26 protein-coding genes and 1 pseudogene are annotated in these 25,366 nt (G+C 66.7%); 12 read left to right on the top strand and 15 right to left on the bottom strand.

Going from position 1 to position 25,366, the window contains the following annotated elements:
• The first annotated feature begins 329 nt into the window (after window positions 1–329).
• The 4 genes from DM992_RS10760 (at window position 330) to DM992_RS10745 (ending at window position 3,701) form a co-directional block, all read left to right on the top strand.
• Window positions 330–1,010, top strand: a complete 681-nt coding sequence (locus tag DM992_RS10760; protein ID WP_111016787.1) for a PspA/IM30 family protein — start codon at window positions 330–332, stop codon at window positions 1,008–1,010.
• 79 nt (window positions 1,011–1,089) lie between these two features.
• Window positions 1,090–2,250, top strand: a complete 1,161-nt coding sequence (locus tag DM992_RS10755) for a tetratricopeptide repeat protein (protein WP_111016786.1) — start codon at window positions 1,090–1,092, stop codon at window positions 2,248–2,250.
• A 235-nt stretch (window positions 2,251–2,485) separates the two neighbouring features.
• Window positions 2,486–2,917 carry a large conductance mechanosensitive channel protein MscL gene (mscL, locus tag DM992_RS10750; protein ID WP_111016785.1) on the top strand — a complete coding sequence of 144 codons (432 nt, stop codon included), beginning with the start codon at window positions 2,486–2,488 and terminating at the stop codon, window positions 2,915–2,917.
• Window positions 2,918–3,254: 337 nt separating this feature from the next.
• Window positions 3,255–3,701 (top strand): hypothetical protein, encoded by a 447-nt coding sequence (locus DM992_RS10745; protein ID WP_027784713.1) that lies wholly within the window; start codon window positions 3,255–3,257, stop codon window positions 3,699–3,701.
• A 66-nt stretch (window positions 3,702–3,767) separates the two neighbouring features.
• On the opposite strand, the gene DM992_RS10740 is transcribed toward DM992_RS10745, so the two are convergent.
• Window positions 3,768–4,661: an NAD(P)-dependent oxidoreductase gene (locus tag DM992_RS10740; RefSeq protein WP_111016784.1), complete on the bottom strand. Its 894-nt coding sequence runs from the start codon at window positions 4,659–4,661 to the stop codon at window positions 3,768–3,770.
• A 135-nt stretch (window positions 4,662–4,796) separates the two neighbouring features.
• Here DM992_RS10740 and DM992_RS10735 point away from each other — a divergent pair, with 135 nt between their 5' ends.
• Window positions 4,797–5,006: a dodecin gene (locus DM992_RS10735; protein WP_111016783.1), complete on the top strand. Its 210-nt coding sequence runs from the start codon at window positions 4,797–4,799 to the stop codon at window positions 5,004–5,006.
• A gap of 221 nt (window positions 5,007–5,227) precedes the next feature.
• The gene (locus tag DM992_RS10730) at window positions 5,228–6,157 is read left to right on the top strand and encodes a LysR substrate-binding domain-containing protein (RefSeq protein ID WP_006478550.1); all 930 of its coding nucleotides are present in this window, start codon (window positions 5,228–5,230) and stop codon (window positions 6,155–6,157) included.
• Between the two features lie 93 nt (window positions 6,158–6,250).
• On the opposite strand, the gene DM992_RS10725 is transcribed toward DM992_RS10730, so the two are convergent.
• Window positions 6,251–7,663 carry an 8-oxoguanine deaminase gene (locus DM992_RS10725; protein WP_111016782.1) on the bottom strand — a complete coding sequence of 471 codons (1,413 nt, stop codon included), beginning with the start codon at window positions 7,661–7,663 and terminating at the stop codon, window positions 6,251–6,253.
• 519 nt (window positions 7,664–8,182) lie between these two features.
• Here DM992_RS10725 and uraH point away from each other — a divergent pair.
• Together uraH and DM992_RS10710 are read left to right on the top strand one after the other, a co-directional pair.
• On the top strand, window positions 8,183–8,536 hold the full coding sequence (uraH, locus tag DM992_RS10715) for a hydroxyisourate hydrolase (protein WP_011352401.1): 354 nt from the start codon (window positions 8,183–8,185) through the stop codon (window positions 8,534–8,536).
• 54 nt (window positions 8,537–8,590) lie between these two features.
• A complete protein-coding gene (locus tag DM992_RS10710; protein ID WP_111016781.1) occupies window positions 8,591–9,784 on the top strand; it encodes a urate hydroxylase PuuD in 1,194 nt (397 codons plus the stop codon).
• Between the two features lie 90 nt (window positions 9,785–9,874).
• Here DM992_RS10710 and DM992_RS10705 read toward each other — a convergent pair whose 3' ends face one another.
• Both DM992_RS10705 and DM992_RS10700 read right to left on the bottom strand, forming a co-directional pair.
• Window positions 9,875–10,285, bottom strand: coding sequence for an ACT domain-containing protein (locus DM992_RS10705; RefSeq protein ID WP_111016780.1), 411 nt, complete (start codon window positions 10,283–10,285; stop codon window positions 9,875–9,877).
• 137 nt (window positions 10,286–10,422) lie between these two features.
• Complete coding sequence (locus DM992_RS10700) at window positions 10,423–10,827, bottom strand: RidA family protein (protein WP_111016779.1); 405 nt, start codon at window positions 10,825–10,827, stop codon at window positions 10,423–10,425.
• A gap of 152 nt (window positions 10,828–10,979) precedes the next feature.
• On the opposite strand from DM992_RS10700, the gene DM992_RS10695 reads away from it, so the two are divergent.
• On the top strand, window positions 10,980–11,945 hold the full coding sequence (locus tag DM992_RS10695) for a LysR family transcriptional regulator (RefSeq protein WP_111016778.1): 966 nt from the start codon (window positions 10,980–10,982) through the stop codon (window positions 11,943–11,945).
• Between the two features lie 81 nt (window positions 11,946–12,026).
• Here DM992_RS10695 and DM992_RS10690 read toward each other — a convergent pair whose 3' ends face one another.
• From DM992_RS10690 to DM992_RS10640, 11 genes are all read right to left on the bottom strand, one after another.
• Window positions 12,027–12,539: an ureidoglycolate lyase gene (locus tag DM992_RS10690; protein ID WP_111016777.1), complete on the bottom strand. Its 513-nt coding sequence runs from the start codon at window positions 12,537–12,539 to the stop codon at window positions 12,027–12,029.
• Window positions 12,536–13,549 carry an allantoicase gene (alc, locus tag DM992_RS10685; RefSeq protein WP_111016776.1) on the bottom strand — a complete coding sequence of 338 codons (1,014 nt, stop codon included), beginning with the start codon at window positions 13,547–13,549 and terminating at the stop codon, window positions 12,536–12,538. Before alc ends, DM992_RS10690 begins: the two co-directional genes overlap by 4 nt.
• A 62-nt stretch (window positions 13,550–13,611) precedes the next feature.
• On the bottom strand, window positions 13,612–14,133 hold the full coding sequence (uraD, locus tag DM992_RS10680; RefSeq protein WP_111016775.1) for a 2-oxo-4-hydroxy-4-carboxy-5-ureidoimidazoline decarboxylase: 522 nt from the start codon (window positions 14,131–14,133) through the stop codon (window positions 13,612–13,614).
• Window positions 14,130–15,083: an allantoinase PuuE gene (gene puuE, locus DM992_RS10675; protein ID WP_111016774.1), complete on the bottom strand. Its 954-nt coding sequence runs from the start codon at window positions 15,081–15,083 to the stop codon at window positions 14,130–14,132. Before puuE ends, uraD begins: the two co-directional genes overlap by 4 nt.
• Before the next feature lie 148 nt (window positions 15,084–15,231).
• The gene (locus DM992_RS10670) at window positions 15,232–16,023 is read right to left on the bottom strand and encodes an aspartate/glutamate racemase family protein (protein ID WP_047900969.1); all 792 of its coding nucleotides are present in this window, start codon (window positions 16,021–16,023) and stop codon (window positions 15,232–15,234) included.
• Window positions 16,024–16,033: 10 nt separating this feature from the next.
• Window positions 16,034–17,518, bottom strand: coding sequence for an NCS1 family nucleobase:cation symporter-1 (locus DM992_RS10665; protein ID WP_111016773.1), 1,485 nt, complete (start codon window positions 17,516–17,518; stop codon window positions 16,034–16,036).
• A gap of 148 nt (window positions 17,519–17,666) precedes the next feature.
• On the bottom strand, window positions 17,667–18,371 hold the full coding sequence (locus DM992_RS10660) for a GntR family transcriptional regulator (protein WP_034181153.1): 705 nt from the start codon (window positions 18,369–18,371) through the stop codon (window positions 17,667–17,669).
• Between the two features lie 306 nt (window positions 18,372–18,677).
• The gene (ldcA, locus tag DM992_RS10655; RefSeq protein WP_111016772.1) at window positions 18,678–19,616 is read right to left on the bottom strand and encodes a muramoyltetrapeptide carboxypeptidase; all 939 of its coding nucleotides are present in this window, start codon (window positions 19,614–19,616) and stop codon (window positions 18,678–18,680) included.
• A 100-nt stretch (window positions 19,617–19,716) separates the two neighbouring features.
• Window positions 19,717–20,277, bottom strand: a complete 561-nt coding sequence (tadA, locus tag DM992_RS10650; protein WP_111017882.1) for a tRNA adenosine(34) deaminase TadA — start codon at window positions 20,275–20,277, stop codon at window positions 19,717–19,719.
• Window positions 20,278–20,309: 32 nt separating this feature from the next.
• Window positions 20,310–20,711, bottom strand: a complete 402-nt coding sequence (locus DM992_RS10645) for a DnaJ family domain-containing protein (protein ID WP_111016771.1) — start codon at window positions 20,709–20,711, stop codon at window positions 20,310–20,312.
• Between the two features lie 279 nt (window positions 20,712–20,990).
• Complete coding sequence (locus DM992_RS10640) at window positions 20,991–22,196, bottom strand: MFS transporter (RefSeq protein ID WP_111016770.1); 1,206 nt, start codon at window positions 22,194–22,196, stop codon at window positions 20,991–20,993.
• 350 nt (window positions 22,197–22,546) lie between these two features.
• On the opposite strand from DM992_RS10640, the gene DM992_RS10635 reads away from it, so the two are divergent.
• The 3 genes and pseudogenes from DM992_RS10635 to DM992_RS10625 all read left to right on the top strand — a co-directional run bounded on the left by DM992_RS10635 (window position 22,547) and on the right by DM992_RS10625 (window position 25,309).
• On the top strand, window positions 22,547–23,317 hold the full coding sequence (locus DM992_RS10635) for a GntR family transcriptional regulator (RefSeq protein WP_111016769.1): 771 nt from the start codon (window positions 22,547–22,549) through the stop codon (window positions 23,315–23,317).
• Window positions 23,314–25,052, top strand: a pseudogene (locus DM992_RS10630) (fumarate reductase/succinate dehydrogenase flavoprotein subunit). Before DM992_RS10635 ends, DM992_RS10630 begins: the two are co-directional and overlap by 4 nt.
• Window positions 25,053–25,063: 11 nt before the next feature.
• Window positions 25,064–25,309, top strand: a complete 246-nt coding sequence (locus tag DM992_RS10625) for a ferredoxin family protein (protein ID WP_111016768.1) — start codon at window positions 25,064–25,066, stop codon at window positions 25,307–25,309.
• The last annotated feature ends 57 nt before the right edge of the window (window positions 25,310–25,366 follow it).

The following is a 25,366-nucleotide window of genomic DNA, read 5'->3' as shown; positions in this document are numbered from 1 at the left end:
GATCCGTTCCCGCGACGTGACAGCGCATTTTAATGAAATCGACCGGGTGCCTTCGCGATTTTTTGTAAAAATTCCCGCAACGCCGTGATTTGCGGAACGTATTGTCGGCATCCTCGGCCTATCATGGACACGCAATATGGCACGCGCGGCCGATTTTCTTTCAATCGCGAAAGGTTTGTCATCCCGATACGCAAGCCGCTTGAACTCGCGCGTTTAAGCCGTATTTAAGTGAACCGGTGGTGTAATATCCGCCGGCTCACGCAGGTCGCAACCGGCCCGCGGCGGGCATTGCCGCGGTCACGCGGCGCCTTTCAACCACGGAGGATTTCATGTCGCTTTTCGACTCTGTTTCGCGCACGATCAAAGGCCTGCTGAACGATGCGGCCGATTCGGTACAGGATCCGTCGCGCGACGCACGGCAGATCGTGCGGGAGCTCGACGACAGCATCGGTCGTGCCGAAAATTCGCTGATCGAGATCGAGGCACAGGTCGCGACCCAGCGCAGCAAGCGCGATGCGGCCGACGACAAGGTGAAGAAGTACGAGGACGGCGCGAAGCGCGCGCTGCAGTCCGGCGACGAAGCGCTCGCACGCGAGGCACTGGCCGCGCAGTCGAACGCGGAAGCCGAGCGCGACGCGCTCGCGGCCGAGCTGACGACGCTCGAACCGTCGGTCGACAAGCTGAAGGGGCAGATCGCCGACATGCGCCAGCGCCGCAACGACCTGAACGCGCGCTCGAACATCCTGCAGGCCAAGCAGGAAATCGCGCAGGCGAAGGATGTCGCGGCAAGCGCCTTGGGCGGCATTGGCGGCAAGAACCTGTCCGAGGATTTCCAGAAGCTCGAGGACAAGGTCGCACTGCAGAACGCACGCTCGGACGCTCGCCTCAATTCGGCCGACACGTCGAGCGGAAAGGCGCTCGACGACAAGCTCGCCGCGCTGAACAAGGGCCCGTCGGTCGAGGATCGCCTCGCCGCGCTGAAGAAGCAGCTCGACACGCCCACGCAGTAACGGCAACCGCGCCGCGGCCCGCCCGGGCGCGCGGCGCGAACCGATCGTCAGGAGACGGGCGCCTGCGCCCGGTTCGACCATGAAGAAATCTCTCGCCGCACTCGGCCTCTCGCTGATGCTGCTGTCGTCCGCCGCGTTTGCCGTACCGTCGCTGCAGCAGGTCGAGCAGTCGATCGCCCAGCGCAACTGGCAACAAGCCGACACGCAGTTGTCGCAAGTCATCGACGCCCATCCGAACAACGCACACGCGCGCTACCTGTATGCGCAGGTGCTGGACCGCGAAGGCCGCGCGCCCGACGCGCTCGCGCAGCTGCAGCGAGCGAAGTCGCTCGATCCGCAATTGCGCTTCACCGACGCGTCGCGCTTCGCGCAGACCGAGTCGCGCATTCGCGCCGACGCCGCGCGCGCGAGCGGCAACGCGCCGTCAGCCACACAGGCCGGCACGCTGCAGCCGTCGCTCGTGCCCGCCGTCGCGCCGGCCGAAAAACACGGCCCGTCGACCGGCATGTGGATCGGCCTCGGGCTGATCGTCGCGGTAATCGCGCTGGTGCTGCGCTGGACTCTGCGGCGTGCACGCACGGCCGACAACAGCCGCGCCGACGACGAACGCCGCACGCAGCTCAAGCGTGCGACCGACGTGCTGAACGACATCCGTCCGCTGAAACTCGACGCGAAGCTGTCGACGGCGCCCGGCGCCGCGGCGCTGATGGGCGAGCTCGAAGCGATCGAGACCGACGCGCGCACGCTCGTCGAGACGCTGTCGAACGGCAAGAATCCGGTGCCGCCGTATCAGGTCGACGAACTCGAACAGCGTCATGCCAGCGTGAAGGCACGCGTCGAAGGCCGCCCCGATCCGACCGCGCAACCCGCGCCGCCGGCGAACGGCAGCGGCTCCGTATACGCGCAGGAAGCCGATCGCATGACGGGCGCGCAGGGCCAGCCGTACCCGCAACAGCCCTACCCGCAACAACAGCCGCCTGTCGTGATCCAGCAAGGCGGCGGTGGTTTCGGCGGCGGGATGGGCGGGCTGCTGACCGGCGTGCTGCTCGGCGAGGCGATGTCGGGCGGCCGCGAGCGCGTGGTCGAACGCGACGTGATCGTCGACGGCGAGCGCCGCCGGCAGGATGCCGACCCGGGCTTCGACCTCGGCCGCGGCGATGCGTCGAACTGGAGCGACGGCGGCAGCGGCAACGTCGATCTCGGCAGCAACGACGACGGCTGGACGGACGACAACACCTGACCTTCGGCAGCGCGCCGACATTCCCGTCGACGCGCTGCTACACACGCCACGCTCCCCTGCATCACCGGCCGCGCGCCGACGCGCGGATTTGTCAATCATTTCAAGATGGGCTACCGGCAATGGGGAGCGTTCGCTATCATGCGGCCATCGGCGTGCCACCGACCCTCATTCGACGCATTGCAATCCTGCGCGTCGCGGCACGCCTCCCTTCGCCCCAACCAGGAGAAAGCCGCTCATGAGCATCATCAAGGAATTCAAGGAGTTCGCCGTCAAGGGCAACGTGATGGATCTCGCCGTCGGCGTGATCATCGGCGGCGCCTTCTCGAAGATCGTCGACTCGGTCGTGAAAGACCTCATCATGCCGGTCATCGGCTTGCTGACGGGCGGCCTGGATTTCTCGAACAAGTTCGTTCTGCTCGGCACCATCCCTCCGACGTTCAAGGGTAATCCCGATTCGTTCAAGGACCTGCAGACGGCCGGTGTCGCCGCGTTCGGCTACGGCTCGTTCATTACCGTGGCGATCAATTTCGTCATCCTCGCGTTCATCATTTTCCTGATGGTGAAATTCATCAACAAGCTGCGCAAGCCGGAAGAAGCCGCGCCGGCCGCGACGCCGGAAGACACCGTGCTGCTGCGCGAGATCCGCGATTCGCTCAAGCAGCGCTGAGCGCCGAGCGCCCCGCCCGCCAGGCCCGCCCCGTGCGGGCCTTTTTATTGCGCACGCCGTGCACCGCCCGCCGCATGCAGCCGGTTTCATTTTTTTGTGACGCGCGAATGCACGCGCGGGGAAAGCGGGTCTATGATGGAGACTAAACGACAGTACGGGCGCCAAGACGCTGGCTGTGTCGATCATGGCGAGCAGGTCGACGGGAGACATTGATCGTCGTACTGCACGAATGCAGCATTTTCGTGTGCTATAAAGGATCGACATGCGGCGTACATAGCCGGGAGTGGGTCGCATGAAAGTGCCGCATTTCTTGCAATTGTTTTTGAGGCGAGTGTTTATGTCCTTCCCGAAAAAACGTCGGCGTGCCCAACAGGATGGCCAGGAGTCATTCCTCGCGGTGTTGCGTCACTCGAAACCTTTCGCCCAGCTCGACACCAAGATTGCCCGCGCCCGTGCGCAGGACGAACCCGTCCTCTACGCGCATGTGCTACCCGGTCTCGACGTGCTCCTGTGCAGCGTGCGCGGCGCACAGCCGCCCTATCCGGCCATCGCCGAGCTGCGCAAGCGCTGCATCGAATCGATCGCCAACGCGCTCGAGCAGCCGCTGGACGGCCTCGAAAACGGCGGGTACTGGTACGAAGCGAACGGCTTCGGCTTCCTGGTATTCGCGAGCCGGGCACGCGCGCGCATCCTGCCCGAGTTTGGTGCAGGCACGAAAGCGAGCCTGCGCGGCGGGCTCGGTCGCCAGAACGCCGGCGACACGACACCACGCTCCCTCGGCTGAACCGCCAGTCATTCGATGGGCCGCCTCCGGGCGGCCCATCTGCCATTCACGCGCGCCGCTTGCCCGTCATGCGGGCTGCCGACGCCCGTTGCCGGGCCGCACGATGTCGATGAACGCAGCGAAATCGGCGCCGGCGAGCCCCTGCGCGGCGCCCAGCCGCAGCACCTGCTGCACGGTGGCCGACACGGGCATCACCGCCCCCGTGTCGCGCGCCGCGTCGGCGATCGCATCGACATCCTTCTGGAATGTGCTCAGCGCGCCGATCGGTGCGTGACCGTCCGACGTCATGCGCGGCACGAACGTCTGCAGCAGCACCGAATCGGCCCAGCCGCCGGCCAGCGCCTCGGCCAGCCGCGCGGCGTCGATGCCGCTCGCCTGCGCCAGGCCGACGGCCTCGGCAATCGCGGTCACCGTCGCGGTGACGATCGCCTGGTTGCACAGCTTCGCCGTCTGGCCGGCGCCCGCGTCGCCCATGTGCGTGATGCGCGATGCATACGTGCCGATCAGCGGCCGCACCGCGTCGAGATCGGCCGCGCGGCCGCCGGCCATCACCGCGAGCGTGCCGGCCTGCGCGCCCGGCACGCCGCCCGACACGGGCGCATCGACCCAGCCTGCGCCGAGCGCGGCCGCGCGCGCCGCGTAGTCGCGCGTCGCGGCAGGCGGGATGCTCGAATGATCGACGATGCGCCGCAGGCGGCGCGCCGCCGCGTCACCGGAAAGCAGCCCATGCTCGCCGAACACGACGTCGCCGACCGCACGCCCGTCGAGCACGCACACGAACACCGTATCGACGCGCTCCGCCAGCTCGCGCGGCGTGCCGACCACCTGCGCGCCGTCCTTCACGAGCGCCTCGGCCTTGTCGCGCGAGCGATTCCACACGCTGACCCGATGCCCGGCCGCCAGCAGATGCCAAATCATCGGCGCGCCCATCAATCCCGGTCCGCAAAATCCGACTTCCACGATGTTCCTCGTCTCCGATATGGGTTGCACTTGCCGCCCATCATACCTATCACTCAAGAAGCCGGGCACGCGCGGCGCAGCTTCGGGACCGCGGCTTGCACCGGCGAACCATACGGATATCCCAGGGAGCGCATCATGAGCGACCACGTGTACAAGCTGATCGAACTGACCGGTTCGTCGCAGCAATCGAGCGACGACGCCATCCGCAACGCGATCTCGAAGGCCGGCAAGACGCTGCGCAACCTGCACTGGTTCCAGGTGACCGAAACGCGCGGCCACATCGAAGGCGACCACGTCGTTCACTGGCAGGTCACGCTGAAGGTCGGCATGCGCATCGACGACTGACGCGCACCTCGCATCACACGCCGCACCGCGACCCGGATACGCGCAACGCGCATCCGCGCGGCGCCGCGCGCCTCGCATTCCGTCCCGTTCGGGCCCCTTGTCGCGGCCCGGCCGGCGGGTGCCTGCGGGTATCCATCTCTTGACGCTGACTTTCGTTCATATTAAAAACGATATACCCACAGTACCCATCGATCAGCCCAGCCATATAACCTGGAGAAATCATGAGTCAGCAACGCGAGGCGATCGACACGTACCTCTTGCGCGTCTTGCACACCTTGTTGATGGAGCGCAGCGTCACGCGCGCGGCCGTCAAACTGAACCAGTCGCAACCGGCGATCAGCGCCGCGCTGCGGCGCCTGCGCGACATCACCGGCGATCCGCTGCTGGTGCGCGGCAAATCCGGCATGGTGCCGACCGAATACGGGCTGCGTTTGCTCGAGCCCGTGCAGAACGCACTGCGTGAAATCGAGCGCATCAAGTTCCAGCAGCACAACTTCGACCCGGCCACGTCGATCCGCTGCTACCGGATCGGCTGCCCCGACTACCTGAACGTGCTGTTCGTGCCGACCGTCGTCGAGCGCTTCCGCCTGGCCGCGCCGAACGCGACGCTCGAGTTTCACTCGCTCGGCCCCGCATTCGACTACGAACTTGCGCTGGAAGACGGCAAGCTCGACATCGTCGTCGGCAACTGGCCCGAACCGCCCGAGCAGCTGCACCTGTCGAACCTGTTCGTCGACGAGATCGTCTGCCTGATGAGCAACACGCACCCGTTCGCGAAGCGCGGCGGGCTCACGCTCGACCAGTACCTGAACGCGCCGCATCTCGCGCCGACGCCTTACTCGGTCGGCCAGCGCGGCGCGATCGACGTGCATCTCGCACGCGAACGGCTCAAGCGCCATGTGGTCGTCACGCTGCCGTACTTCAACCTCGCGCCGTACGTGCTCGTGAAGTCCGACTTGATCTTCACGACCACGCGCCTGTTCGCCGATCACTACGCGAAGTTCCTGCCGCTGTCGGTCGTGCCGGCACCGCTCGACTTCCCGCCGATGCAGTACTACCAGCTGTGGCACGAACGCTGCCACTACTCCGACGAAGTGCGCTGGCTGCGCAGCCTCGTCGCCGAAGCGACCCGCACGCTGATCGAAGCGTAACGGCACGCGCCGCCCGCGCCGTCGCGGCGCGGTGACGGCTAGCAGCTGGCGGCATGCCCGGCAACGCGGCCGCCATATCGCTTCATGCTTCGTTCAGCGCGATGCGTCGACCAGTGCATGCGCGAGCGCGTTATGGCGCTCGATGACCGGCGGCAGGTCGAGCGTCGCCAGCCGCCCTTCGCGCACCACCACCTTCCCGTTCACCACCGTGTACGCCGCCTGCGACGGCGCGCAGAACACGAGCGCCGCGACCGGATCGTGCAGCGCGCCTGCGAACAGCGGCTGGCGCAGGTCGAACGCGGCGAAGTCCGCGGCCATGCCGGGCTTCAGCGCGCCGATATCGTCGCGGTTCAGCACCTTCGCGCCGCCGAGCGTCGCGATCTCGAGCGCTTCGCGCGCGGTCATTGCATCGGGCCCGAAGCCGACCCGCTGCAGCAGCAGCGCCTGCCGCACTTCCGCGACCATCTGCGCGCCGTCGTTCGACGCGGAGCCGTCGACGCCGAGGCCGACCGGCACGCCCGCGAGACGCATCTTCCTTACCGGCGCGATACCCGACGCGAGCCGCATGTTCGAGCACGGACAGTGCGCGACGCCCGTGCCGGTGCGCGCGAACAGGCCGATGCCCGCATCGTCGAGCTGCACGCAGTGCGCATGCCATACGTCGTGGCCGACCCAGCCGAGATCTTCCGCATATTCGGCGGGCGTCATCCCGAACTTCTCGCGGCTGTACGCGATGTCGTTGACGTTCTCCGCGAGGTGCGTGTGCAGCGACACGCCGTACTCGCGCGCGAGCCCGGCCGCGTCGCGCATCAGGTCGCGGCTCACCGAGAACGGCGAGCACGGCGCGACCACCACGCGCAGCATCGCGTAGCGGCCTTCGTCGTGATAGGTCTCGATCAGGCGCCGCGTGTCGCGCAGGATGTCGGGTTCGCGCTCGACGACCGAATCGGGCGGCAGCCCGCCGTCGCGCTGGCCGACGCTCATCGCGCCACGGCTCGCGTGAAAGCGCATGCCGATCCGCTGCGCGGCGCCGATGCTGTCGTCGAGCCGGCTGCCGTTCGGATAGATGTACAGGTGGTCGCTCGACGTCGTGCAGCCCGATTGCAGCAGTTCGGCCATCGCGGTGAGCGTCGACACCTCGATCATCTCGGGCGTCAGGTGCGCCCAGATCCGGTACAGGTTCGTGAGCCAGCCGAACAGTTCGGCATTCTGCGCGGCCGGCACCGCGCGCGTGAGGCTCTGGTACATGTGGTGGTGCGTATTCACGAGCCCCGGGATCACGAGGTGGCCGCGCAGGTCGAGCACTTCGTCGGCCGTGTCGGGCAGCTCGGCGGTCGTTCCGACCGCGACGATCCGGTTGTCTTCGATGTAGAGCCCCGCGTCGCGCAATTCGCGGCGCGTGTCGTCCATGGTCACCAGCACGTCGGCGTGCTTGACCAGCAGGGTTTTCGGGCGGGATGGGGATGCGTTCGGCGCGCGTGCGCCGGCGTGCTGCTCGAGGTTCATGCGTTCTCCGCGTCGGTCGGCCCCAGGGCTTGATCCTGGGGACGGTCACAAAGCCGTTCGAACGCTGATTCGCGGCACGCCCCGGTGCCTGCGTCCGTTCGAACGCCCTGGCCCGGTTACCCGGCGTGCTCGCCGTCTTCGGGGTACGCGCGGGCCACAGGCCGACGCGCACGGCGGGAGGATCGCCCAAGCACGCGCGGCGCACAATGCGCAATCCGTAATACCGCACTTCACGGTTCCGATATGGTACGCCGCGCGCGCCTGGTCCGCCCTGCCGCCGGACGCCCGAAACGCAGGCTGAAAGCCATATCCGGCGTGCCGTCGACAGCCGCTTATGCGCGGCGCATTATCTTTGATATCGCGCCCGTATTTGCTCGGGGAACCTTTTTACAATGCCTGCACGGCGCTCGCTTCACCTCGCCGACGGGTATGTAGCCACGAGACGTGGAGCCTCGATCCGCCGCACAGTCAATGGATCGAGTCGCCGCCGAACCTCGCATTCACACAAGGACACAACGAATGGGAAAGCTCACTACCCACGTACTCGATACGGCGCACGGTCGTCCCGGCGCCGCAATCAAGGTCGACCTCTACGCGCTGGACGGCGAATCGCGCCGCGCGATCAAGACCGTGCTGACCAATAGCGACGGCCGCTGCGACGAACCCCTGCTCGAAGGCGCCGCGCTCGCCGCCGGCGAATACGAACTCGTGTTCCATGCCGGCGACTACTTCGCGTCGCTCGGCGTGAAGGTGCCCGAACCCCGTTTCGTCGACCGCGTCGTGCTGCGCTTCGGCATCGCCGACACCGGCTCGCACTACCACGTACCGCTGCTCGTGTCGCCGTGGTCGTACAGCACCTATCGCGGCAGCTGACATACGCATCGGCGCCCGCATCAACGACAAACGATCTGAGTCTGGAGGAGTTTCATGGAAGGCTTCATCACCGACTGGCTGAACCTCGCGCTGCGATGGCTGCACGTCATCGTCGCCATCGCGTGGATCGGCGAGTCGTTCTATTTCGTCGCGCTCGACAACAGCCTGAAACCGCCGACCGACCCGAACCAGCGCAAGCGCGGCGTGTTCGGCGAACTGTGGCACGTCCACGGCGGCGGCTTCTACAACATGCAGAAGTACACGGTCGCCCCGCCGGAAATGCCGGATGACCTGCACTGGTCGAAGTGGCCGTCGTACACGACCTGGCTGTCGGGCTTCTCGCTGTTCTTCGTGCTGTACCTGCTCGCGCCGAACACGTACCTGATCGACAAGAGCGTGCTCGACATGGGCCCGGTCGTCGCCGTCGCATCCGCACTCGGCTTCCTGATGGCCGGCTGGATCGTCTACGACTCGCTGTGCCGCATCCTCGGCACCAACGACCGCGTGCTCGGCATCTGCGTCGGCCTCTACGTCGTCGTCGCAGCGTACCTCGCGTGCCACATCTTCTCGGGCCGTGCGGCCTACCTGATCGTCGGCGCTATGCTCGCGACGATCATGTCGGCGAACGTGTTCTTCGTGATCATCCCCGGCCAGCGCAAGATGGTCGACAAGATGCTGAAGGGCGAAGAGCCGAACCCGATCTACGGCAAGCGCGGCAAGCAGCGCTCGGTGCACAACACGTACTTCACGCTGCCCGTCGTGTTCGCGATGCTGTCGAACCACTACGCGATGACGTACACGAACAAGTTCAACTGGGTCGTGCTCGTGCTGATCATGCTGGCCGGCGCGCTGATCCGCCAGTTCTTCGTGATGCGTCACCGCGGCAAGCAGCTGTGGTACCTGCCGATCGGCGGCGTCGCGCTGCTGTCGGGCGCGCTGGTGTGGACGATGCCGAAGCCGGTAGCACCGGAGGCGCAAGCCGCGAACGCACCGAAGATCGCGATCAACGACATCATGCCGATCCTGCAGCAGCGCTGCGTCGAATGCCACTCGTCGAAGCCGACGCTGATGGGCAGCGCGCCCGCGGGCGTGATGTTCGACACGCCGGACGAAGTGTCGAAGAACGCGCAGCGCATCTACGAACAGGCCGTGCGCCTGAAGGCGATGCCGATCGGCAACGTCACGCACATGACCGACGACGAACGGACGAAGCTCGCCGCCTGGTTCGAGGGCGGCGCGGTCAAGTAAGCCGCCGTGCGCCGGTTGCCGGCGCAATCCTCTTCGTTCGCGGGCCCGGTGACGGGCCCGTTTTTTTGCGTGTTCCGAATGCGCGGCGCGCTAGCCGTGCATCGCGTCGCGCTGCAGTGCGACGAGCGCCTCGAGCGCGCGCGGGCCGTCGTCGAACGGCACGAAGATGTGATCGTGATACGCGGCGGCCATCACGTTGCAACTGATGCCGGCCGCACCGAGCGCCCGCGCGAATGCCGCCGTGAGGCCGACGGCCGCGAGATCGGAATGCACGGTCAGCGTGATCCACGCGGCGCGGAACAGCACGGGCCAGCCTCGACGCACGGCCATCTCGTCGCCGACCACGACCGTCAGCCCCTCCGCTTCGCGGAACGTCGCGATCGTTTCGGATAACGATACGTCTGCATCGGTCGGCAGCGAGACGAACGCGAACGCGCCCGGATGCAGCTCGGGTTGCATCGTGCGCAGCAGGATCACGAGGTCGTTTTCAGGTTGGCTCATCGGAGGAATACGTCCGGAACAGGACGTCGTGCAGTGGCGATGCGGGCACGATAGCACGCACGATGACGGCACCATGCACGCACCGCCGCGACTTCGTCCGCAAGCCAGCCTCGGAACGCGGGTGCGCTGTCGGCACATCACCCGTCGACGGACTCCGGCAGCCGCGCGATCGCCTTGATCTCGAACTGGAAGCCGTACAGCCAGGTCACGCCGACGGCGGTCAGCGTCGGGTGCGGCGCGTCGCCCCAATACTCGGGGACGATCTCCCAGATCCGCTCGAACGTCGCTGCGGGGTCGACGAGGAACACCGTCACGTCGACGACATCGTCGAACGTGCAGCCGGCCGCGCGCAGCACCGCATTCAGGTTCTCGAACGCGCGGCGGACCTGCGCGCCCAGCTCCGGCTCGGGCGAACCGTCGTCGCGGCTGCCGACCTGCCCGGACACGAACAGGAAACCGTTCGAGCGCAGCGCCGGCGAATAGCGGTTGCGCTCATACAGCGCCCGGCGACCGGGCGGGAAAACTACGCTACGCTTTGCCATCCAACACCTCCATCAGTCAGTGGGGCGAAGCCGCCCCTGCATCAACGATGAAGGCACTTTAAGGACCGTCGCCCGGCGGATAAACCGGCAACCCTGTCCAGCACTGTTTGCACGCCCCAAACAATTTCCGACCGACGCGGAGCCCTGACCCGATGGATCGATTCGACGCAATGCAGGCGTTCGCCCGCGTAGTGGAAGCCGGCAGCTTCACGAAGGCGGCCGAGACGCTGCACATGAGCCGCACCACCGTCACGCAACTGGTGCAGCAGCTCGAAGCGCGGCTGCGCGTGAAGCTGTTCAACCGCACGACGCGCAAGGTCGTCGTCACCGCCGACGGCGCCGCATACTACGAGCGCGTGGTGCGGCTGCTGGCCGACATGGACGATGCCGAAACGAGCCTGTCCGCGGCGTCCGCGTCGCCCCGGGGGCGGCTGCGCGTGGACGTGCCGAGCCCGTTCGCGCGCCTGATCCTGATCCCCGCGCTGCCCGCGTTCCATGCTCGCTATCCTGACATCCAGCTCGACATGGGCGTGAGCGACCGCGTGGTGGACGTGATCGGCGAGAACGTCGACTGCGTCGTGCGCGGCGGCGAACCGGCCGACCGCTCGCTGGTCGCGCGTCGCGTCGGCGACCTGCGGCTCGGCGTGTATGCGTCGCCTGCCTACCTCGCGCGCGCCGGCACGCCGTCGCATCCGGCTGAACTGGAAGACACGCATCACCGGATCGTCGGCTTCCTGTGGGCGCGTACCGGCAAGGCGCTGCCGTTTGCGATGGAATGCGACGGCGAGCGCGTCGACGTGCGCGGGCGCTACGTGCTCGCCGTCGACGACGGCAATGCGTACCTCGAGGCCGGCCTCGCCGGGCTGGGCATTCTGTGGCTGCCCCACTACATGGCTGCCGCGCATCGCGAGCGTGGCGAACTGGTGCCGCTGTTCGAGGCGTGGCAGCTCGAACCGATGCCGATGTACGTCGCGTTCCCGCCGAACCGGCACGTCAGCGCGAAGCTGCGCGTCTTCGTCGAATGGATCGCCGACCTGATGGCGCAGCATGCGCCGGTCGCGCACCGGCGTCGCGGCGGCAACGGTTCGCGCGACACGGGCAAGGCTATATCAACCTGAATCGCGCATGAACGGCCACACATAAAAAAACCCGCGCAAGTTGCGCGGGTTTCGACAAGCTGGCGCGGAAACGCCGGCGACTCAGGCCGCCAGCGCGTGCTGCGCCTCGTCGGTGAGCCACAGCGATTCCTGCAGATCCTGTTCGTTGAGATTCAGGCCGTCGCCGCCCCGGTCGACGACGATGAAATCGCTGACGCCGCCGAGCGCGATCAGCGGGTGATGCCACACGCCCTTCGCATAGTTGACGCCCTGCCACCCGCTCGTCACGAACGCGCGGATCTTCGCCGGGTCGAGATCGCCCGCGGGTGCCACGACGACGAGATACGGCTGCTCGTTCAGCGGCACGAATGCCTGGCTGCCGAGCGGGTGCCGCTCGAGCATCTTCACCTCGAACGGCAGCGTGCGCGGCTGGCCTCGAAACAGGTTGACGAGCGTGCGGCCGTCTTCGTCGGTCACGTCGACTTTCGCGAGATCGTGAAAGCGGATCGTCGTGCCGAGATTGATCGGGATCTGCTTTGCTCCTTCCGTTTCGATCACGTCGCCGAACGGCGCGAACGCTTCCTTGGTCAGCGGTTCGATAACTAGCGTCTTCATTTGTCGAGCGTCCCCCACAGACGCAGGCGCGACACGCCGCCGTCCGGAATGATGTTGAGTCGCACGTGCGTGACGGGGCCGAGCGACGCGATGTCGGCTTCGAAGTAGTGCTGCTTGTCCATCTGCAGCTTCTGTTCGCCGAGCAGCACCGGCCAGAACATCGACTGCGTGATCAGCGAGCTGTCGGTGCCACCCGACACGTAGGCAGCCTGGATCGAGCAGCGGTCCGGGTAGTTGCCCTTGAAGAACGCGGTATCGACTTCGATCTTGCGGATCACACCCGGCTGCGCGAGCGCAATGATCGCCCAGTCGTTGCCCGGCTCGCGGCGGCGGCGGGTTTCCCAGCCGTCGCCCATGTTCACGCCGCGGCCCGGCAGCAGCAGGTTCGACGCGACGCCGAAGTGCTGGTTGTTCGCGGCCACGACGTAGCCGCCGTTTTCCATCGCCGCGAGATCGAACTGCTCGGTTGCGCTCGCACCGGCCCAGTCGAGCTGCGGCTGGCCGTACACGCGCAGGCGCGCAATGCCGCCGTCCGGATAGATGTTCACGCGCAGGTGCGTGAATGCACGTGCGTCGCTTGCTTCGACGTAGTGATGGCTGTTGCCCTGCAGCGTCGTCGACGGCACGATCTCGATCCACTCGGTCGCATGCGTCGGCGCGGCGTCGGCCACGAAGGCGGCCTCGATCGACGCGGCCGGCGGGAAGTTGCCGGTGAAGTGGCTCGTGTCGATGTCGAAGCCCTTGATCACGCCCGGGCGCGCGAGCTTGACGATGCACCAGTCGTAGCCCGTCGTGCGCTTGCGGCGCGTCTCCCAGCCGTCCATCCACTTGCCGTGGTCGTCGTACTTGCCGGGGATGAAGACGGCCGGCTCGGGGTTCAGCATCCGGTCCTTCGGCGCGAAGAAATCGTCGCTGGCTTCGAGCGCCTGCGCACCGAGACGCGGGTCGGCAAGATTCACGTAGCGCCGCGTGAATTCGGGTGCGTTGGGATCGAGAAGCGGAACAGCCATGATGTTTCCTTGTTTCAGTGATGCGTTCGGGCCGCTGCGGCACAGCAGGCCGTATTGCGGTGTCAGGCGTCGATCAGGTCGTCGAGGCGGAAGCGCGCGATCCGGTAGATCTGGTCGAGACTCGCGCGCAGTTCCTCGATGCGAGAATGATTCACGCGCGACTCGAAGTTCGCGATGATGCCGTGCCGGTCATAACCTCGCACCGCGAGGATGAACGGGAAGCCGAACTTCTCGCGATATGTGCGGTTCAGCGTCAGCAGCTTGTCGAACTCTTCCTGCGTGCACTGGTCGAGGCCCGCACCACTCTGCTCGCGCGTCGACTCGGCCGTCAGCTCGCCGCGCACGGCGGCCTTGCCGGCCAGCTCCGGGTGAGCGTTGATCAGCGCGAGCTGGCGCGCTTCTCCAGCCGCTTCCACCGCGCCCGACATCGTCTTGTGCAGCGCGTCGATGCTTGCAAACGGCCGCTCGCCCGCGGCAACCTCGGCCACCCACGGCGAATGTTCGAAAATCCCCGACAGCGCCGCGACGAATGCGCTCGGCGCCATCGTGTTCAGTTGACTCAACGTGTAACGCATCGCCTTCATGCTTTCCCTTCGTTTCGATGATTGGGCTGATACGGATGATGTTCACGCCAGTGACGCGCGATATCGACACGGCGCGTCACCCATACGCGATCGTGCTTCTCGATGTGATCGAGGAACCGCTGCAGCCCGCGGAACCGGCCCGGCCGGCCGAGCAGTCGGCAGTGCATGCCGATCGACAGCATCTTCGGCGCCTCGTCGCCCTCTGCGTACAGCACGTCGAACGCGTCGCGCAGATAGTCGAAGAAGTGATCGCCGGTGTTGAAGCCCTGCGGCGTCGCGAAGCGCATGTCGTTCGTATCGAGCGTGTACGGCACGATCAGTTGCGGCGACGTACCGCCGCCCGACACGGCGACGTCCATCCAGAACGGCAGGTCGTCGCCGTAGTTGTCGGAGTCGTACAGGAAGCCGCCGTATTCCGCGACCAGACGGTGCGTATTGGGGCTGTCGCGGCCGGTATACCAGCCGAGCGGGCGCTCGCCCGTCACGCGCTCGATCGCCTCCATCCCGAGCCGCATGTGTTCGGCCTCGAGTTCGGGCGTCATGCTCTGGTAATGGATCCAGCGCCAGCCGTGGCACGCGATCTCATGGCCGAGCTCGACGAACGCGCGTGCGAGCTCCGGGTGACGCTCGATCGCCATGCCGACGCCGAATACCGTCAGCGGCATCCCGCGCTTCTCGAATTCGCGCAGGATGCGCCACACGCCGGCCCGCGAACCGTATTCGTAGATCGACTCCATGCTCATGTGGCGGTCCGGATACGCGGCCGCGCCGACGATTTCGGACAGGAACTGCTCGGAGCCCGGATCACCGTGCAGCACGCAGTTCTCGCCGCCTTCTTCGTAGTTCAGCACGAATTGCACGGCGACGCGGGCGCGCCCCGGCCAGTTCGCCTGCACGGGATGGCGGCCGTAGCCGATCAGGTCGCGAGGATAGTTGGGATCGAGTGACATGGTTCGAAGTGCCGCGAAAGTTCGCTGGAATAATGGGTTCGCATCGACCGCGCGGGTGCCGCAGCGCGGCCGCGCGAGCCGATGCGATGACGGTCCAGTGTAGCGAAAACGTCCATACGCGCCCATACAGCGGCGCAGATAGTGCATGTCAGACCGTGTGTATGTGCGGTTGCGGCAAATTCGGGACCGGCTCCGCCGCATCCCCGTCCGGCGGGCTGAAGCGGGCGAATGCGCCGTCGTAGCGCTTCGGCAGCGGCCGCGCGTAGTCGCCGCGCTTCGCGGTCGCGAGGCGCAGCGCAACGAGCGCCTCGGCCCACTTGACGGCCGCCGTGACGCCCTCGACCACCGGCGCGCCGATCTGCTGCTCGATCTCGTGCGCGAATTCGGCCATCCCGGCGCAGCCGAGCACGATCGCGTCCGCGCCGTCCTCGTCGAGCGCGCGCCGGCATTCGTCGACGATGATCCGGCGTGCGGCGGAGCCCGGCCGGTCGAGCTCGAGCACCGCGACGTCGGTCGCGCGCACGTTGCGGCAGAACCGCTTCATTCCGTAGCGTTCGGCCAGGTGCCACGCCATCCCGCAGGTACGCGCGAGCGTCGTGACGACCGAGAAGCCCGGCGCGAGCACGCTCGCCGCATGCATCGCGGCCTCGGCGATGCCGATCACCGGCCCGCGCGCAAGCTCGCGCGCCGCATAGAGGCCCGGATCGCCGAAGCACGCGATCACGTATGCGTCGCAGCCGTCGCGCTCGCCCTGCGCGATCTCGGCGAGCAGCCCGGGCGTCGCGAGCGCCTCGTCGTAATACCCTTCGATCGACGGCGGCCCCATCGGCGGGCTCACCGCGACGATCTCCGTGCCCGCGGCCGCGACGTCGCGCGCGCAGCGGCCCATCGCATCGGTCATCCGCTGCGTCGTATTCGGATTGATCAGCCGGATCTTCATCTCGTGCTCCTCAGGCCTTCGCGCTCACGAGCAGCCGGTAGAACACGAAGCCGAGCCCCGCGCCGATGAACCACGAGAAGTTCGCGACGCCCTGCCAGCCCGGCACCATCACGCAGACGACCGCGATCACCGCAGCCGGCAGCAGCGCGGCGAGCGCACGGCGGTTCACGCCGCCCGTGTACCAGTATGTGCCGCTTTCCGACATCGTGTACAGGTCGTCGCGCACGAGCCGGCCGCGCTTGACGAGGTAGAAGTCGGCGATCAGCACGCCGTACAGCGGGCCGATGAACGCGCCGAGCACGTCGAGCGTGTAGTGGATCACGGCCGGGTTGTTGAACAGGTTCCACGGCGTGATGAAGATCGACGCCACGGCCGCGAGCATCCCGCCCGCGCGCCAGCTGATCAGGCGCGGCGCGACGTTCGAGAAATCGAACGCGGGCGACACGAAGTTCGCGACGATGTTGATGCCGATCGTCGCGATCGTGAACGTCAGCGCGCCGAGGATCACCGCGGTCGGATGGTCGATGCGGCCGACCGTCTCGACGGGGTCGGTGATGAGTTCGCCGAACACCGGCAGCGTCGCGGCCGTCGTGATCACCGTGACGAGCGAGAACGCGAGGAAGTTGACGGGCAGCCCCCAGAAATTGCCGCGTTTCACTTCGCCGAACGAGCGGCAGTAGCGCGAGAAATCGCCGAAATTCAGCATCGGCCCGGAGAAGTACGACACGACCAGCGACACCGCCGTGATCATCACCGGGATCACTTCCGCGCCGTGATACTTGACGCCGCCGAGGTTGATGCCGATGTTGCGCCAGCCCGCACGCCACACCATGTAGCCGGCGAGGATGAACATCACGACATAGACGGCCGGGCCCGCGAAGTCGATGAACTTCTTGATCGTCTCCATCCCGTTCCAGAACACGAACGCCTGCAGCACCCACAGCAGCATGAACCCGGCCCAGCCGACCGCGGACAGCCCGAGGAAGCCGTAGCGATGGACGTCCGCATACGGCAGCCATTGCGGGAAGAACTTCAGCACGACGATCACGAGCGCGCTCGATGCGAGATAGGTCTGGATGCCGTACCACGCGATCGCGATCAGCCCGCGGATCACGGCCGGCACGTTCGCACCGAGCACGCCGAACGTCGCGCGGCACGCGACCGGATACGGCACGCCGATCTGCTGGCTCGGCCGCGCGATCAGGTTGCACAGCACGTTCACGAGGCCGATGCCTACGATCAGCGCGATCAGCACCTGCCAGCTCGTCAGTCCGAGCGCGAACAGGCTGCCCGCGAACACATAGCCGCCGACGCTGTGCACGTCCGACATCCAGAACGCGAAGATGTTGTACGAGCCCCATGTCTGATTCTTTAGGGGTGCCAAATCTTCGTTATACAGACGTTCGCTGTAACCGCCCGGCAGCGCCGGATCGCCGCCCTCGCCGCCTTCTTCCGCCGGATAGGCGCTGTCGTGCGCCACACTGAACTGAGCCATGACTTCTCCTTGATGCGGCCTGGGGCCGCTCCACCGTCATCGTTACCGCTCCGGATCGTCGCCCGGAGTCGGACCAGCGGCCCGCGGCGAACACCGCAGGCCTGCATTGCTCTCGTTCTGTGGCGCGCGGCCGGGTTCGCGTCGCCGCTCAGGCGCCGCCGAACACTTCGCGCAGATCGACCTGCCCTTGCGCGGGCCGGTCCAGCATCTTCAGTTCGACATGCTGCAGGTGGCGCGCCATCAGCGTCACCGCCCGCTTCGGATCGCCCGCCTCCAGCGCGGCGAGGATCTCGTCGTGGTCGTCGCACGAACACGGGCTGCGCCCGTGCGATTCGTACAGCGCCGACATCAGCGTCGAGCGTGCGACGAGCCCCTCGAGGCACTCGCTGAGCGTCGCATTGCCCATCAGCGTGGCGAGCGCCGTATGGAATTCGCCCGACAGCCGGATCCATGCCGCGAAGTCGTGCCGCTCGAACGCCTTGCGTTCCTTGTCGATCAGCGCGGCGACGCCCTTCAGCCGCTTCGCGCCGGGCCCGGTCGCGAGCCGCTCGACCACGGCGAGCTCGATGATCCGGCGCATCTCGAACACCTCGTGCACGTCCTGCAGCGTCGGGCTCGCGACGAACGCACCGCGGTTCGGCTCGAGTTCGACCAGCTTGTCGGTCGCGAGCTGCGCGAGCGCCTGGCGGATCGTCCCGCGCTTCACGCCGAACACGTCGCAGAGCTGCGCCTCCGTCAGCTTCGCGCCGGGCGCGAGCCGATGCTCGAGGATCGCCGTGCGAATCCGCTCTGCGATCGCTTCGGGACTGGCTGCACCGGACGGGTGGGAATCGGGCTCGTTCATGATCTGCATCGTGTGATGGTCCTCATCCTAGGACGGACATAAATATTGTCAACAATTCTTTTCCGGAATTTCGCACAATCGGCGTGCATGGACGCGACTCCAATCGGTGCAGGATGTGCGAAATCCATGCACATCAAGCCTGAACGCCATGACAGAGGCCGTCTCATCGTATATCCACCCGGCCATTTTGTTGACAAAACTGGTGCAAAATCCGATGACGACTCTGTCGGCGTCAGCCGAAATTTTTGACCGTTAGTTGCACAATTACATAAAGAAAAAGGCGGGAAACCCGCCTTTCGATCGACCGCGCCCGCATCATCCGAGGTGCGGATAGTCCGACAGCGTAAGCCGGAACCCGTGCGCATTCGCGACCAGTTGCGCCTGCGCGCCGAACGGCAGCGTCAGCAGGTCGGGCACATGGCCGAACTGCAGGCCCGTGACGACCGGAATGCCGATCACCTCGCGCACCTGGTCGATCATCGTCTGCATGTCGTAGCCGTTGTCGTACTCGAACGGCCGCGCGCCCGTGAACTGGCCGAGCACGAGCGCCTGCTGGCGCGCGAGCAGGCCCGACAGGTGCAGTTGATAGATCATCCGCTCGATCCGGAACGGTTGTTCGTTGACGTCCTCGATAAACAGGATGCCGCCCTCGATGTCGGGCATGTAAGGCGTGCCGATGAGCGACGCGAGGATCGCGAGGTTGCCGCCCCACAGCGTGCCTGTCACGTTCACGGTCTGCACCTGCGGTGCTTCGGCGATGATCGTCGTGCTCGGCTGCGTCAGCGTCTGCCAGAAGTGTTGCATCGTGAAGTCGCTCGGCGTTTCCGCGCCGAAATCGGCGGACAGCATCGGGCCGCCGAACGTCTTGATGCGCGCCTTCGCGTACAGCGCGAGCTGGATCGCCGTGAAATCGCTGTGGCCGACGAGCGCGACCGGCCGGTCGCGCAGCCTGCGCTCGAGCCCGCGATAGTCCAGCCCATGCAGGATCCGCGCGGCACCGTAGCCGCCGCGCACCGCGAGCGCGATGTCCGGCAGCGGCCGCTCGGGATCGGCGAGACGGTTCAGGTCGCCTGCCCGCTCGCCGTCGGTGCCGCCGAAACGCTGGAAGCGCCGCTGCGTCGCTTCGATGTTCTCGATGCGCTGCTGCGCGATGCTGAGGCGTTCGAGCGCGCGATTGATCGCGTCGGGATCGTGCGGATAACCGGATGGCGCCAGCAGGCGGATGGTGTAGGACGCGGCGGGCTGGAAGGACATGGCGAAAGGTGTCGGGTCGTCAAACCTGCTTAGAGGGTCCGAACCGTCTTCGGTTCAGCGGAACCGTGCGCGCCCGGGCGACAGGCGCGGCCGGGCGCGACTATGACGCGCCGGATTCTGCGTCGCGAACCAGCCGTGCTTCGCGCAACGCGCGACGGCGCTCGGCGAAGAACGACTTCAGCGCGGCGCCGCACTCGTCGGCGAGCACGCCGCCGGTCACTTCGGTATGGTGGTTGAGCTGCGGATTCGCGAACGCGTCGATCACGCTGCCGCATGCCCCCGTCTTCGGATCGGCGGCGCCGTAGACGACCCGCGCGATGCGTGCGTGCATGATCGCACCCGCGCACATCAGGCAGGGCTCGAGCGTCACGTACAGCTCGCAGCCGGGCATCCGGTAATTCTGCAGATTTTGCGCGGCCATGCGCAGCGCCGCCATTTCCGCATGGGCCGACGGGTCGTGCCCGCCGATCGGATGATTGAAGCCGCGTGCGATCACTTCGTCGCCGCGCACGAGCACCGCGCCGACCGGCACTTCACCGGCCGCGCGCGCCTCTTCCGCGGCGGCCTGCGCGAGCCGCATGAAATGCAGGTCGCGCGCCGATACGGGTGCGGTTTCGGGAGCAGGAGACTGTGCGGCGGGTTCAGCGGTCGCGTCGGCCACCGATCGGGCTGCGTCGTGCAGCGCGTCGGACGTCACATCGGCCCCGCTTCGGCGGGCGCCTCGTCGAGCCCGCGCTCGCACAGGCGTTCCGCGATGCGACGGCAGTAGTCGCGCGGCATCACCATCGGGCCGCCGCGCAGCGATTCGAGCGCCATGTCGAGCGCCAGGATCTTCGCCTGCAGCCGGCAGCGCGCGGCGCGGTCGCTGACCGCCTGCACTTCGTCATGCAGGTTGCGCAGCGCGCGCAATTGCTCGACGGCCGGCGGCACGAAGCCCGCGTTCTTCAGGATACGGTTGGCCATCCGCACCTCCTCGGGCACGAGCAGGTCGTCATCCAGCGCCTGCGGCGCGCCGGTACCCGGCAAATCGTCGAACTCGCCCCGCGCGGCGGCGGCGGCAATACGTTGTTCGACCAGGGCGTCAAGCAATCTCATCAGTCAATGGGAACAATGCGGCAGGCCGAATTCTAGCAGGGTGACGCGGGTATGACAGGCCCTTCGAATACATGCTCGATATTGTGCTTTTAGGGGCCGAATCGTGACGCATGCGCGCCGATCGGCGCCAGTTGCCGGTCTGCTGCGCCGCAGCGGGCGAAGCGCCGTCCGGGCACCGGCAAATGCAGGCGGTGTCGGGCCCTGATTTTTATCTGCGGCGGTGCGTTGCGGGCGTCGCCAATCCTGCGAAACGGACGCCGCCCCACTTCCGCTGCCGGGTCACGCGGCCACCGTTTCCGGCCGCGCTTTCGCAAACGGGCGGAACATCATCGCGATCAGGAACGCGCCGAGACCGATCGCGAACGAACCGAGGTACAGCCAGCCGTAACTGCCGAACGTGTCGACGATCAGGCCGCCGGCAACGGGCCCTGCGGCCATGCCAAGGCTGCCGGCCATTGCACAGCCGCCGATCACGGTGCCCATCATCCGCAACGGGAAATTCTCGCGCGCGAGCACCGAATACAGCGGCATCACGCCCGCATAGATGAAGCCGAACAGCGTCGCGATCGCGTAGAACCCGTCCAGCGTGCGCACGAAGTAGTAGCCGAGCGCGCCCAGCGCCTGCGCGAGCAGCCCGGCCACCAGCATGCGCTTCGCGCCGACACGATCGCCGAGGAGCCCGAATACGATCCGGCCGCCCATGCCCGCGAGCCCTTCGACGCTGTAGATCGACACCGCGACGATCAGCGGGATTCCGCACGTCACCGCGTAGCTGACCGTATGGAAAATCGGGCCGGAGTGGGTCGCACAGCAGAAGAAATTGGTCAGCAGCAGCACCATGAACTGCGGCGAGCGCAGCGCATCCGCGACCGACATCGCCGCGGGCGCGCCGGCAGGCACCGCCGGCGCACGGTCGAGCGCGGGCGCCCGGCGCACCAGCAGCGACGCCGGAATCATCACGACGGCCGCCAGCGCGGCGACGAGCAGCATCGACGTGCGCCAGGCGTGCGTCGATACGAGCCATGCGGCCAGCGGCGACATCGTCATCGGCGCCATCCCCATGCCGGCCGACACGAGCGACACCGCCAGGCTGCGGTGCGTGTCGAACCAGCCCGTCACGCACGCCATCATCGGCGCGAACACCGCGGCCGTCGCACTGCCGACGGCAACGCCGAAGGTCAGCTGGAACGCGAGCAGCGACGGCGCGCGGCTCGCCAGCGCGAGGCTCGCCGACAGCAGCACGGCGCCCGTCACGACGACCGCGCGCGTGCCGACGCGGTCCGACAGGCTGCCCCACCCCATGCTCGCGAAGGCCATCGCGATGAAGCCGAGCGTCATCGCGCCGGAAATGCCGGTCATCGACCAGCCCGTGTCGCGCGCAATCGCGCGCAGGAACACCGGCAGCGAAAACATCGCGCCGATCGCGATGCAGCCCATCAGGCCGCCCGCGGCGACGATCACCCAGCGGTATCGGGAATCCGGCATCTGGCGTCTCCTTTCGCGTTTCCGCAACCCTCGGAACCGGCCTCCCGCCGCGCTGCGCGGCGGCAGGTCCGGCTGCCGCATCGACGCTGTCGCAAGCCCGGTCGACATGGATACGACGGGCGGCGCATCGGGAAATCGACATGCGCGGCGCACACGCCGGCGAATTTTTTGATTGTCGGCCAATCCGCGCGGCTGGCGAGGGGTGGATCGTTCGAACACCGGACGCAGGAGCGGCCGTTCGCCCGACGCCCAGCTTTTCCGGATTCGGAAAGTCGAAATCAGAAATGGTTGGTTTGGACGCGCGATCGCGCTGGCTACACTCGAACCATCTTGTCATAACAAGTTGACCGATGACCCCACCCAACGTCGTGCCGCTGTCGGCGGCCCCGCTCTACGTGCAGATCAAGGACACGCTGCGCGCGCGCATTCTCGACGGCACCTATGCGCCGCACAGCCGGATGCCGTCCGAGCACGAACTCTGCGCGATGTTCGACGTCAGCCGCATCACGGTGCGCCAGGCGCTCGGCGACCTGCAGAAGGAAGGCCTGCTGTTCAAGCTGCACGGCAAGGGCACGTTCGTGTCGAAGCCGAAGGCGTTCCAGAACGTGACGTCTCTGCAGGGGTTCGCCGAGGCGATGTCGTCGATGGGCTACGAGATCGTCAACCAGTTGCGCGGCGTTCGCACCGTGAAGGCCGACCGCCATCTCGCGACGAAGCTGAACGTGCCGGAAGGCGCACCGCTCGTCGAGATCCATCGCGTGCGGCTGCTGAACCGCGAGCCCGTGTCGCTCGAGCAGACCTGGGTGCCCGAAGCGCTCGGCAAGCGCCTCGCGGGCGCCGATCTTGCGACCCGCGACATCTTCCTGATCCTGGAAAACGACTGCGGCATCCCGCTCGGTCATGCCGACGTGTCGATCGACGCAATCCTCGCCGACGACGAGATCGTCGACGCGCTGCACGTCGAGGAAAGCAGCCCCGTGCTGCGCATCGAGCGCCTCACGCACGACGCATCGGGCGCGCCGATCGACTACGAATACCTCTACTTCCGCGGCGACGCCTTCCAGTACCGGTTGCGCATCGACCGGCAGAAGGCCCGCAAACCTGCAAGGAACCCGCGATGAATACCCATGTGCACGAATACGACGTCGTCGTGGTCGGCGGCGGCACGGCCGGCCCGATGGCGGCGATCAAGGCGAAGGAGCGCGACCCGTCCCTGCGCGTGTTGCTGCTCGAAAAGGCCAACGTGAAGCGCAGCGGCGCGATCTCGATGGGCATGGACGGGCTGAACAACGCGGTGATCCCCGGGCATGCGACGCCCGAGCAGTACACGCGCGAAATCACGATCGCCAACGACGGCATCGTCGACCAGGCAGCCGTGTACGCGTATGCGACGCACAGCTTCGCGACGATCGAACAGCTCGACCGCTGGGGCGTGAAGTTCGAGAAGGACGGCACCGGCGACTATGCGGTAAAGAAAGTCCATCACATGGGCTCGTACGTGCTGCCGATGCCCGAAGGACACGACATCAAGAAGGTGCTGTACCGGCAACTGAAGCGCGCACGCATCGCGATCACGAACCGGATCGTCGCGACGCGCGTGCTGACCGACGCGCACGGCCATGCGAGCGGCGTGCTCGGCTTCGACTGCCGCACCGCGGAGTTCCACGTGATCCGCGCGAAGGCCGTGATTCTCTGCTGCGGCGCGGCCGGTCGGCTCGGGCTGCCGGCGTCGGGCTATCTGATGGGCACGTACGAGAACCCGACCAACGCGGGCGACGGCTACACGATGGCCTATCACGCGGGTGCCGCGCTCGCGAACCTCGAATGTTTCCAGATCAATCCGCTAATCAAGGATTACAACGGCCCTGCATGCGCATACGTGACCGGGCCGCTCGGCGGCTTCACCGCGAACGGCAAGGGCGAGCGCTTCATCGAATGCGATTACTGGAGCGGCCAGATGATGTGGGAGTTCTACCAGGAACTGCAAAGCGGCAACGGCCCCGTGTTCCTGAAGCTCGACCATCTCGCGGAAGAAACGATCCGAACCATCGAGCAGATCCTGCATACGAACGAGCGGCCGAGCCGCGGCCGCTTCCATGCGGGGCGCGGGACCGACTACCGCAGCCAGATGGTCGAGATGCACATCTCCGAGATCGGCTTCTGCAGCGGCCACAGCGCGTCTGGCGTGTACGTGAACGCACGCGCGGAGACGACCGTGCCCGGGCTCTACGCCGCCGGCGACATGGCCGCCGTCCCGCACAACTACATGCTCGGCGCTTTCACGTACGGCTGGTTCGCCGGGCAGAATGCGGCCGACTACGTCGCCGGCCGCGACCATGCGCCGGTGGACGACGAACAGGTCGACGCCGAACGCGCCCGCGTGCTCGCCCCGCTGTTACGCGAGCGCGGCCTGGCGCCGGCGCAGGTCGAATACAAGCTGCGCCGCATGGTGAACGACTATCTGCAACCGCCGAAGGTGACGCGCAAGATGGAAATCGGGTTGCAGCGTTTTGACGAGATTACTGAGGATATCGAAGAGATAAAGGCGAGCCATCCTCACGAACTGATGCGCGCGGCCGAAGTTCGCGCAATCCGCGACTGCGCGGAAATGGCCGCGCGCGCGTCGTTGTTCCGCACCGAGAGCCGCTGGGGCTGTACCACCATCGCATCGACTATCCGCACCGCAACGACGCCGAATGGTTCTGCCATACGTGGCTGCGCAAGGACGCCGACGGCGCGATGCGCAGCGAGAAGCGGCCGGTCGAGCCGACCATCGTGCCGCTGGCCGACGACGAACGCGGCGCCTACGCGCATCTGCGCATCCGCGAACCGGCCGTGCCCGCGGCCGCCCTTTGAGGAGCCTTACCGTGCCCCATACCCCGCACGACATCTTCCAGCGCAGCATCGCGCCCGTCACGATCGACGAGGAACTGTGCATCGCCGACAAGGGCTGCACCGCCTGCGTCGACGTGTGCCCGCTCGACCTGCTCGCGATCGACGTAACCAAGGGCAAGGCCTATATGCAGTTCGACGAATGCTGGTACTGCATGCCGTGCGAGCGCGATTGCCCGACCGGCGCGGTCAAGGTTGAAATCCCTTATCTGCTGCGCTGACCGCGCGCGGGCCGATCTTCGTCGTGCTGCCCGCGCGGGCCGTGCATCGACGACGTA

The organism is Burkholderia sp. JP2-270 (assembly GCF_003233675.1).
In the GTDB taxonomy this organism is placed as follows: domain Bacteria; phylum Pseudomonadota; class Gammaproteobacteria; order Burkholderiales; family Burkholderiaceae; genus Burkholderia; species Burkholderia pyrrocinia_C.
Note: the sequence above shows the minus strand (reverse complement) of the source record. Positions and strands in the feature narration are given on the sequence as shown.

Bases quoted from the DNA above. Each gene is read 5' to 3' on its own strand.
- DM992_RS10705 (WP_111016780.1), bottom strand. From the start codon at position 10,285: ATGAGCCAACCTGAAAACGACCTCGTGATCCTGCTGCGCACGATGCAA.
- mscL (WP_111016785.1), top strand. From the start codon at position 2,486: ATGAGCATCATCAAGGAATTCAAGGAGTTCGCCGTCAAGGGCAACGTG.
- alc (WP_111016776.1), bottom strand. From the start codon at position 13,549: ATGGCTGTTCCGCTTCTCGATCCCAACGCACCCGAATTCACGCGGCGC.
- DM992_RS10690 (WP_111016777.1), bottom strand. From the start codon at position 12,539: ATGAAGACGCTAGTTATCGAACCGCTGACCAAGGAAGCGTTCGCGCCG.
- uraH (WP_011352401.1), top strand. From the start codon at position 8,183: ATGGGAAAGCTCACTACCCACGTACTCGATACGGCGCACGGTCGTCCC.
- puuE (WP_111016774.1), bottom strand. From the start codon at position 15,083: ATGTCACTCGATCCCAACTATCCTCGCGACCTGATCGGCTACGGCCGC.
- DM992_RS10695 (WP_111016778.1), top strand. From the start codon at position 10,980: ATGGATCGATTCGACGCAATGCAGGCGTTCGCCCGCGTAGTGGAAGCC.
- DM992_RS10640 (WP_111016770.1), bottom strand. From the start codon at position 22,196: ATGCCGGATTCCCGATACCGCTGGGTGATCGTCGCCGCGGGCGGCCTG.
- DM992_RS10665 (WP_111016773.1), bottom strand. From the start codon at position 17,518: ATGGCTCAGTTCAGTGTGGCGCACGACAGCGCCTATCCGGCGGAAGAA.
- DM992_RS10635 (WP_111016769.1), top strand. From the start codon at position 22,547: ATGACCCCACCCAACGTCGTGCCGCTGTCGGCGGCCCCGCTCTACGTG.
- DM992_RS10745 (WP_027784713.1), top strand. From the start codon at position 3,255: ATGTCCTTCCCGAAAAAACGTCGGCGTGCCCAACAGGATGGCCAGGAG.
- DM992_RS10755 (WP_111016786.1), top strand. From the start codon at position 1,090: ATGAAGAAATCTCTCGCCGCACTCGGCCTCTCGCTGATGCTGCTGTCG.
- DM992_RS10645 (WP_111016771.1), bottom strand. From the start codon at position 20,711: ATGAGATTGCTTGACGCCCTGGTCGAACAACGTATTGCCGCCGCCGCC.
- DM992_RS10660 (WP_034181153.1), bottom strand. From the start codon at position 18,371: ATGCAGATCATGAACGAGCCCGATTCCCACCCGTCCGGTGCAGCCAGT.
- uraD (WP_111016775.1), bottom strand. From the start codon at position 14,133: ATGAAGGCGATGCGTTACACGTTGAGTCAACTGAACACGATGGCGCCG.
- ldcA (WP_111016772.1), bottom strand. From the start codon at position 19,616: ATGTCCTTCCAGCCCGCCGCGTCCTACACCATCCGCCTGCTGGCGCCA.
- DM992_RS10760 (WP_111016787.1), top strand. From the start codon at position 330: ATGTCGCTTTTCGACTCTGTTTCGCGCACGATCAAAGGCCTGCTGAAC.
- DM992_RS10735 (WP_111016783.1), top strand. From the start codon at position 4,797: ATGAGCGACCACGTGTACAAGCTGATCGAACTGACCGGTTCGTCGCAG.
- DM992_RS10670 (WP_047900969.1), bottom strand. From the start codon at position 16,023: ATGAAGATCCGGCTGATCAATCCGAATACGACGCAGCGGATGACCGAT.
- DM992_RS10730 (WP_006478550.1), top strand. From the start codon at position 5,228: ATGAGTCAGCAACGCGAGGCGATCGACACGTACCTCTTGCGCGTCTTG.
- DM992_RS10710 (WP_111016781.1), top strand. From the start codon at position 8,591: ATGGAAGGCTTCATCACCGACTGGCTGAACCTCGCGCTGCGATGGCTG.
- DM992_RS10700 (WP_111016779.1), bottom strand. From the start codon at position 10,827: ATGGCAAAGCGTAGCGTAGTTTTCCCGCCCGGTCGCCGGGCGCTGTAT.
- DM992_RS10725 (WP_111016782.1), bottom strand. From the start codon at position 7,663: ATGAACCTCGAGCAGCACGCCGGCGCACGCGCGCCGAACGCATCCCCA.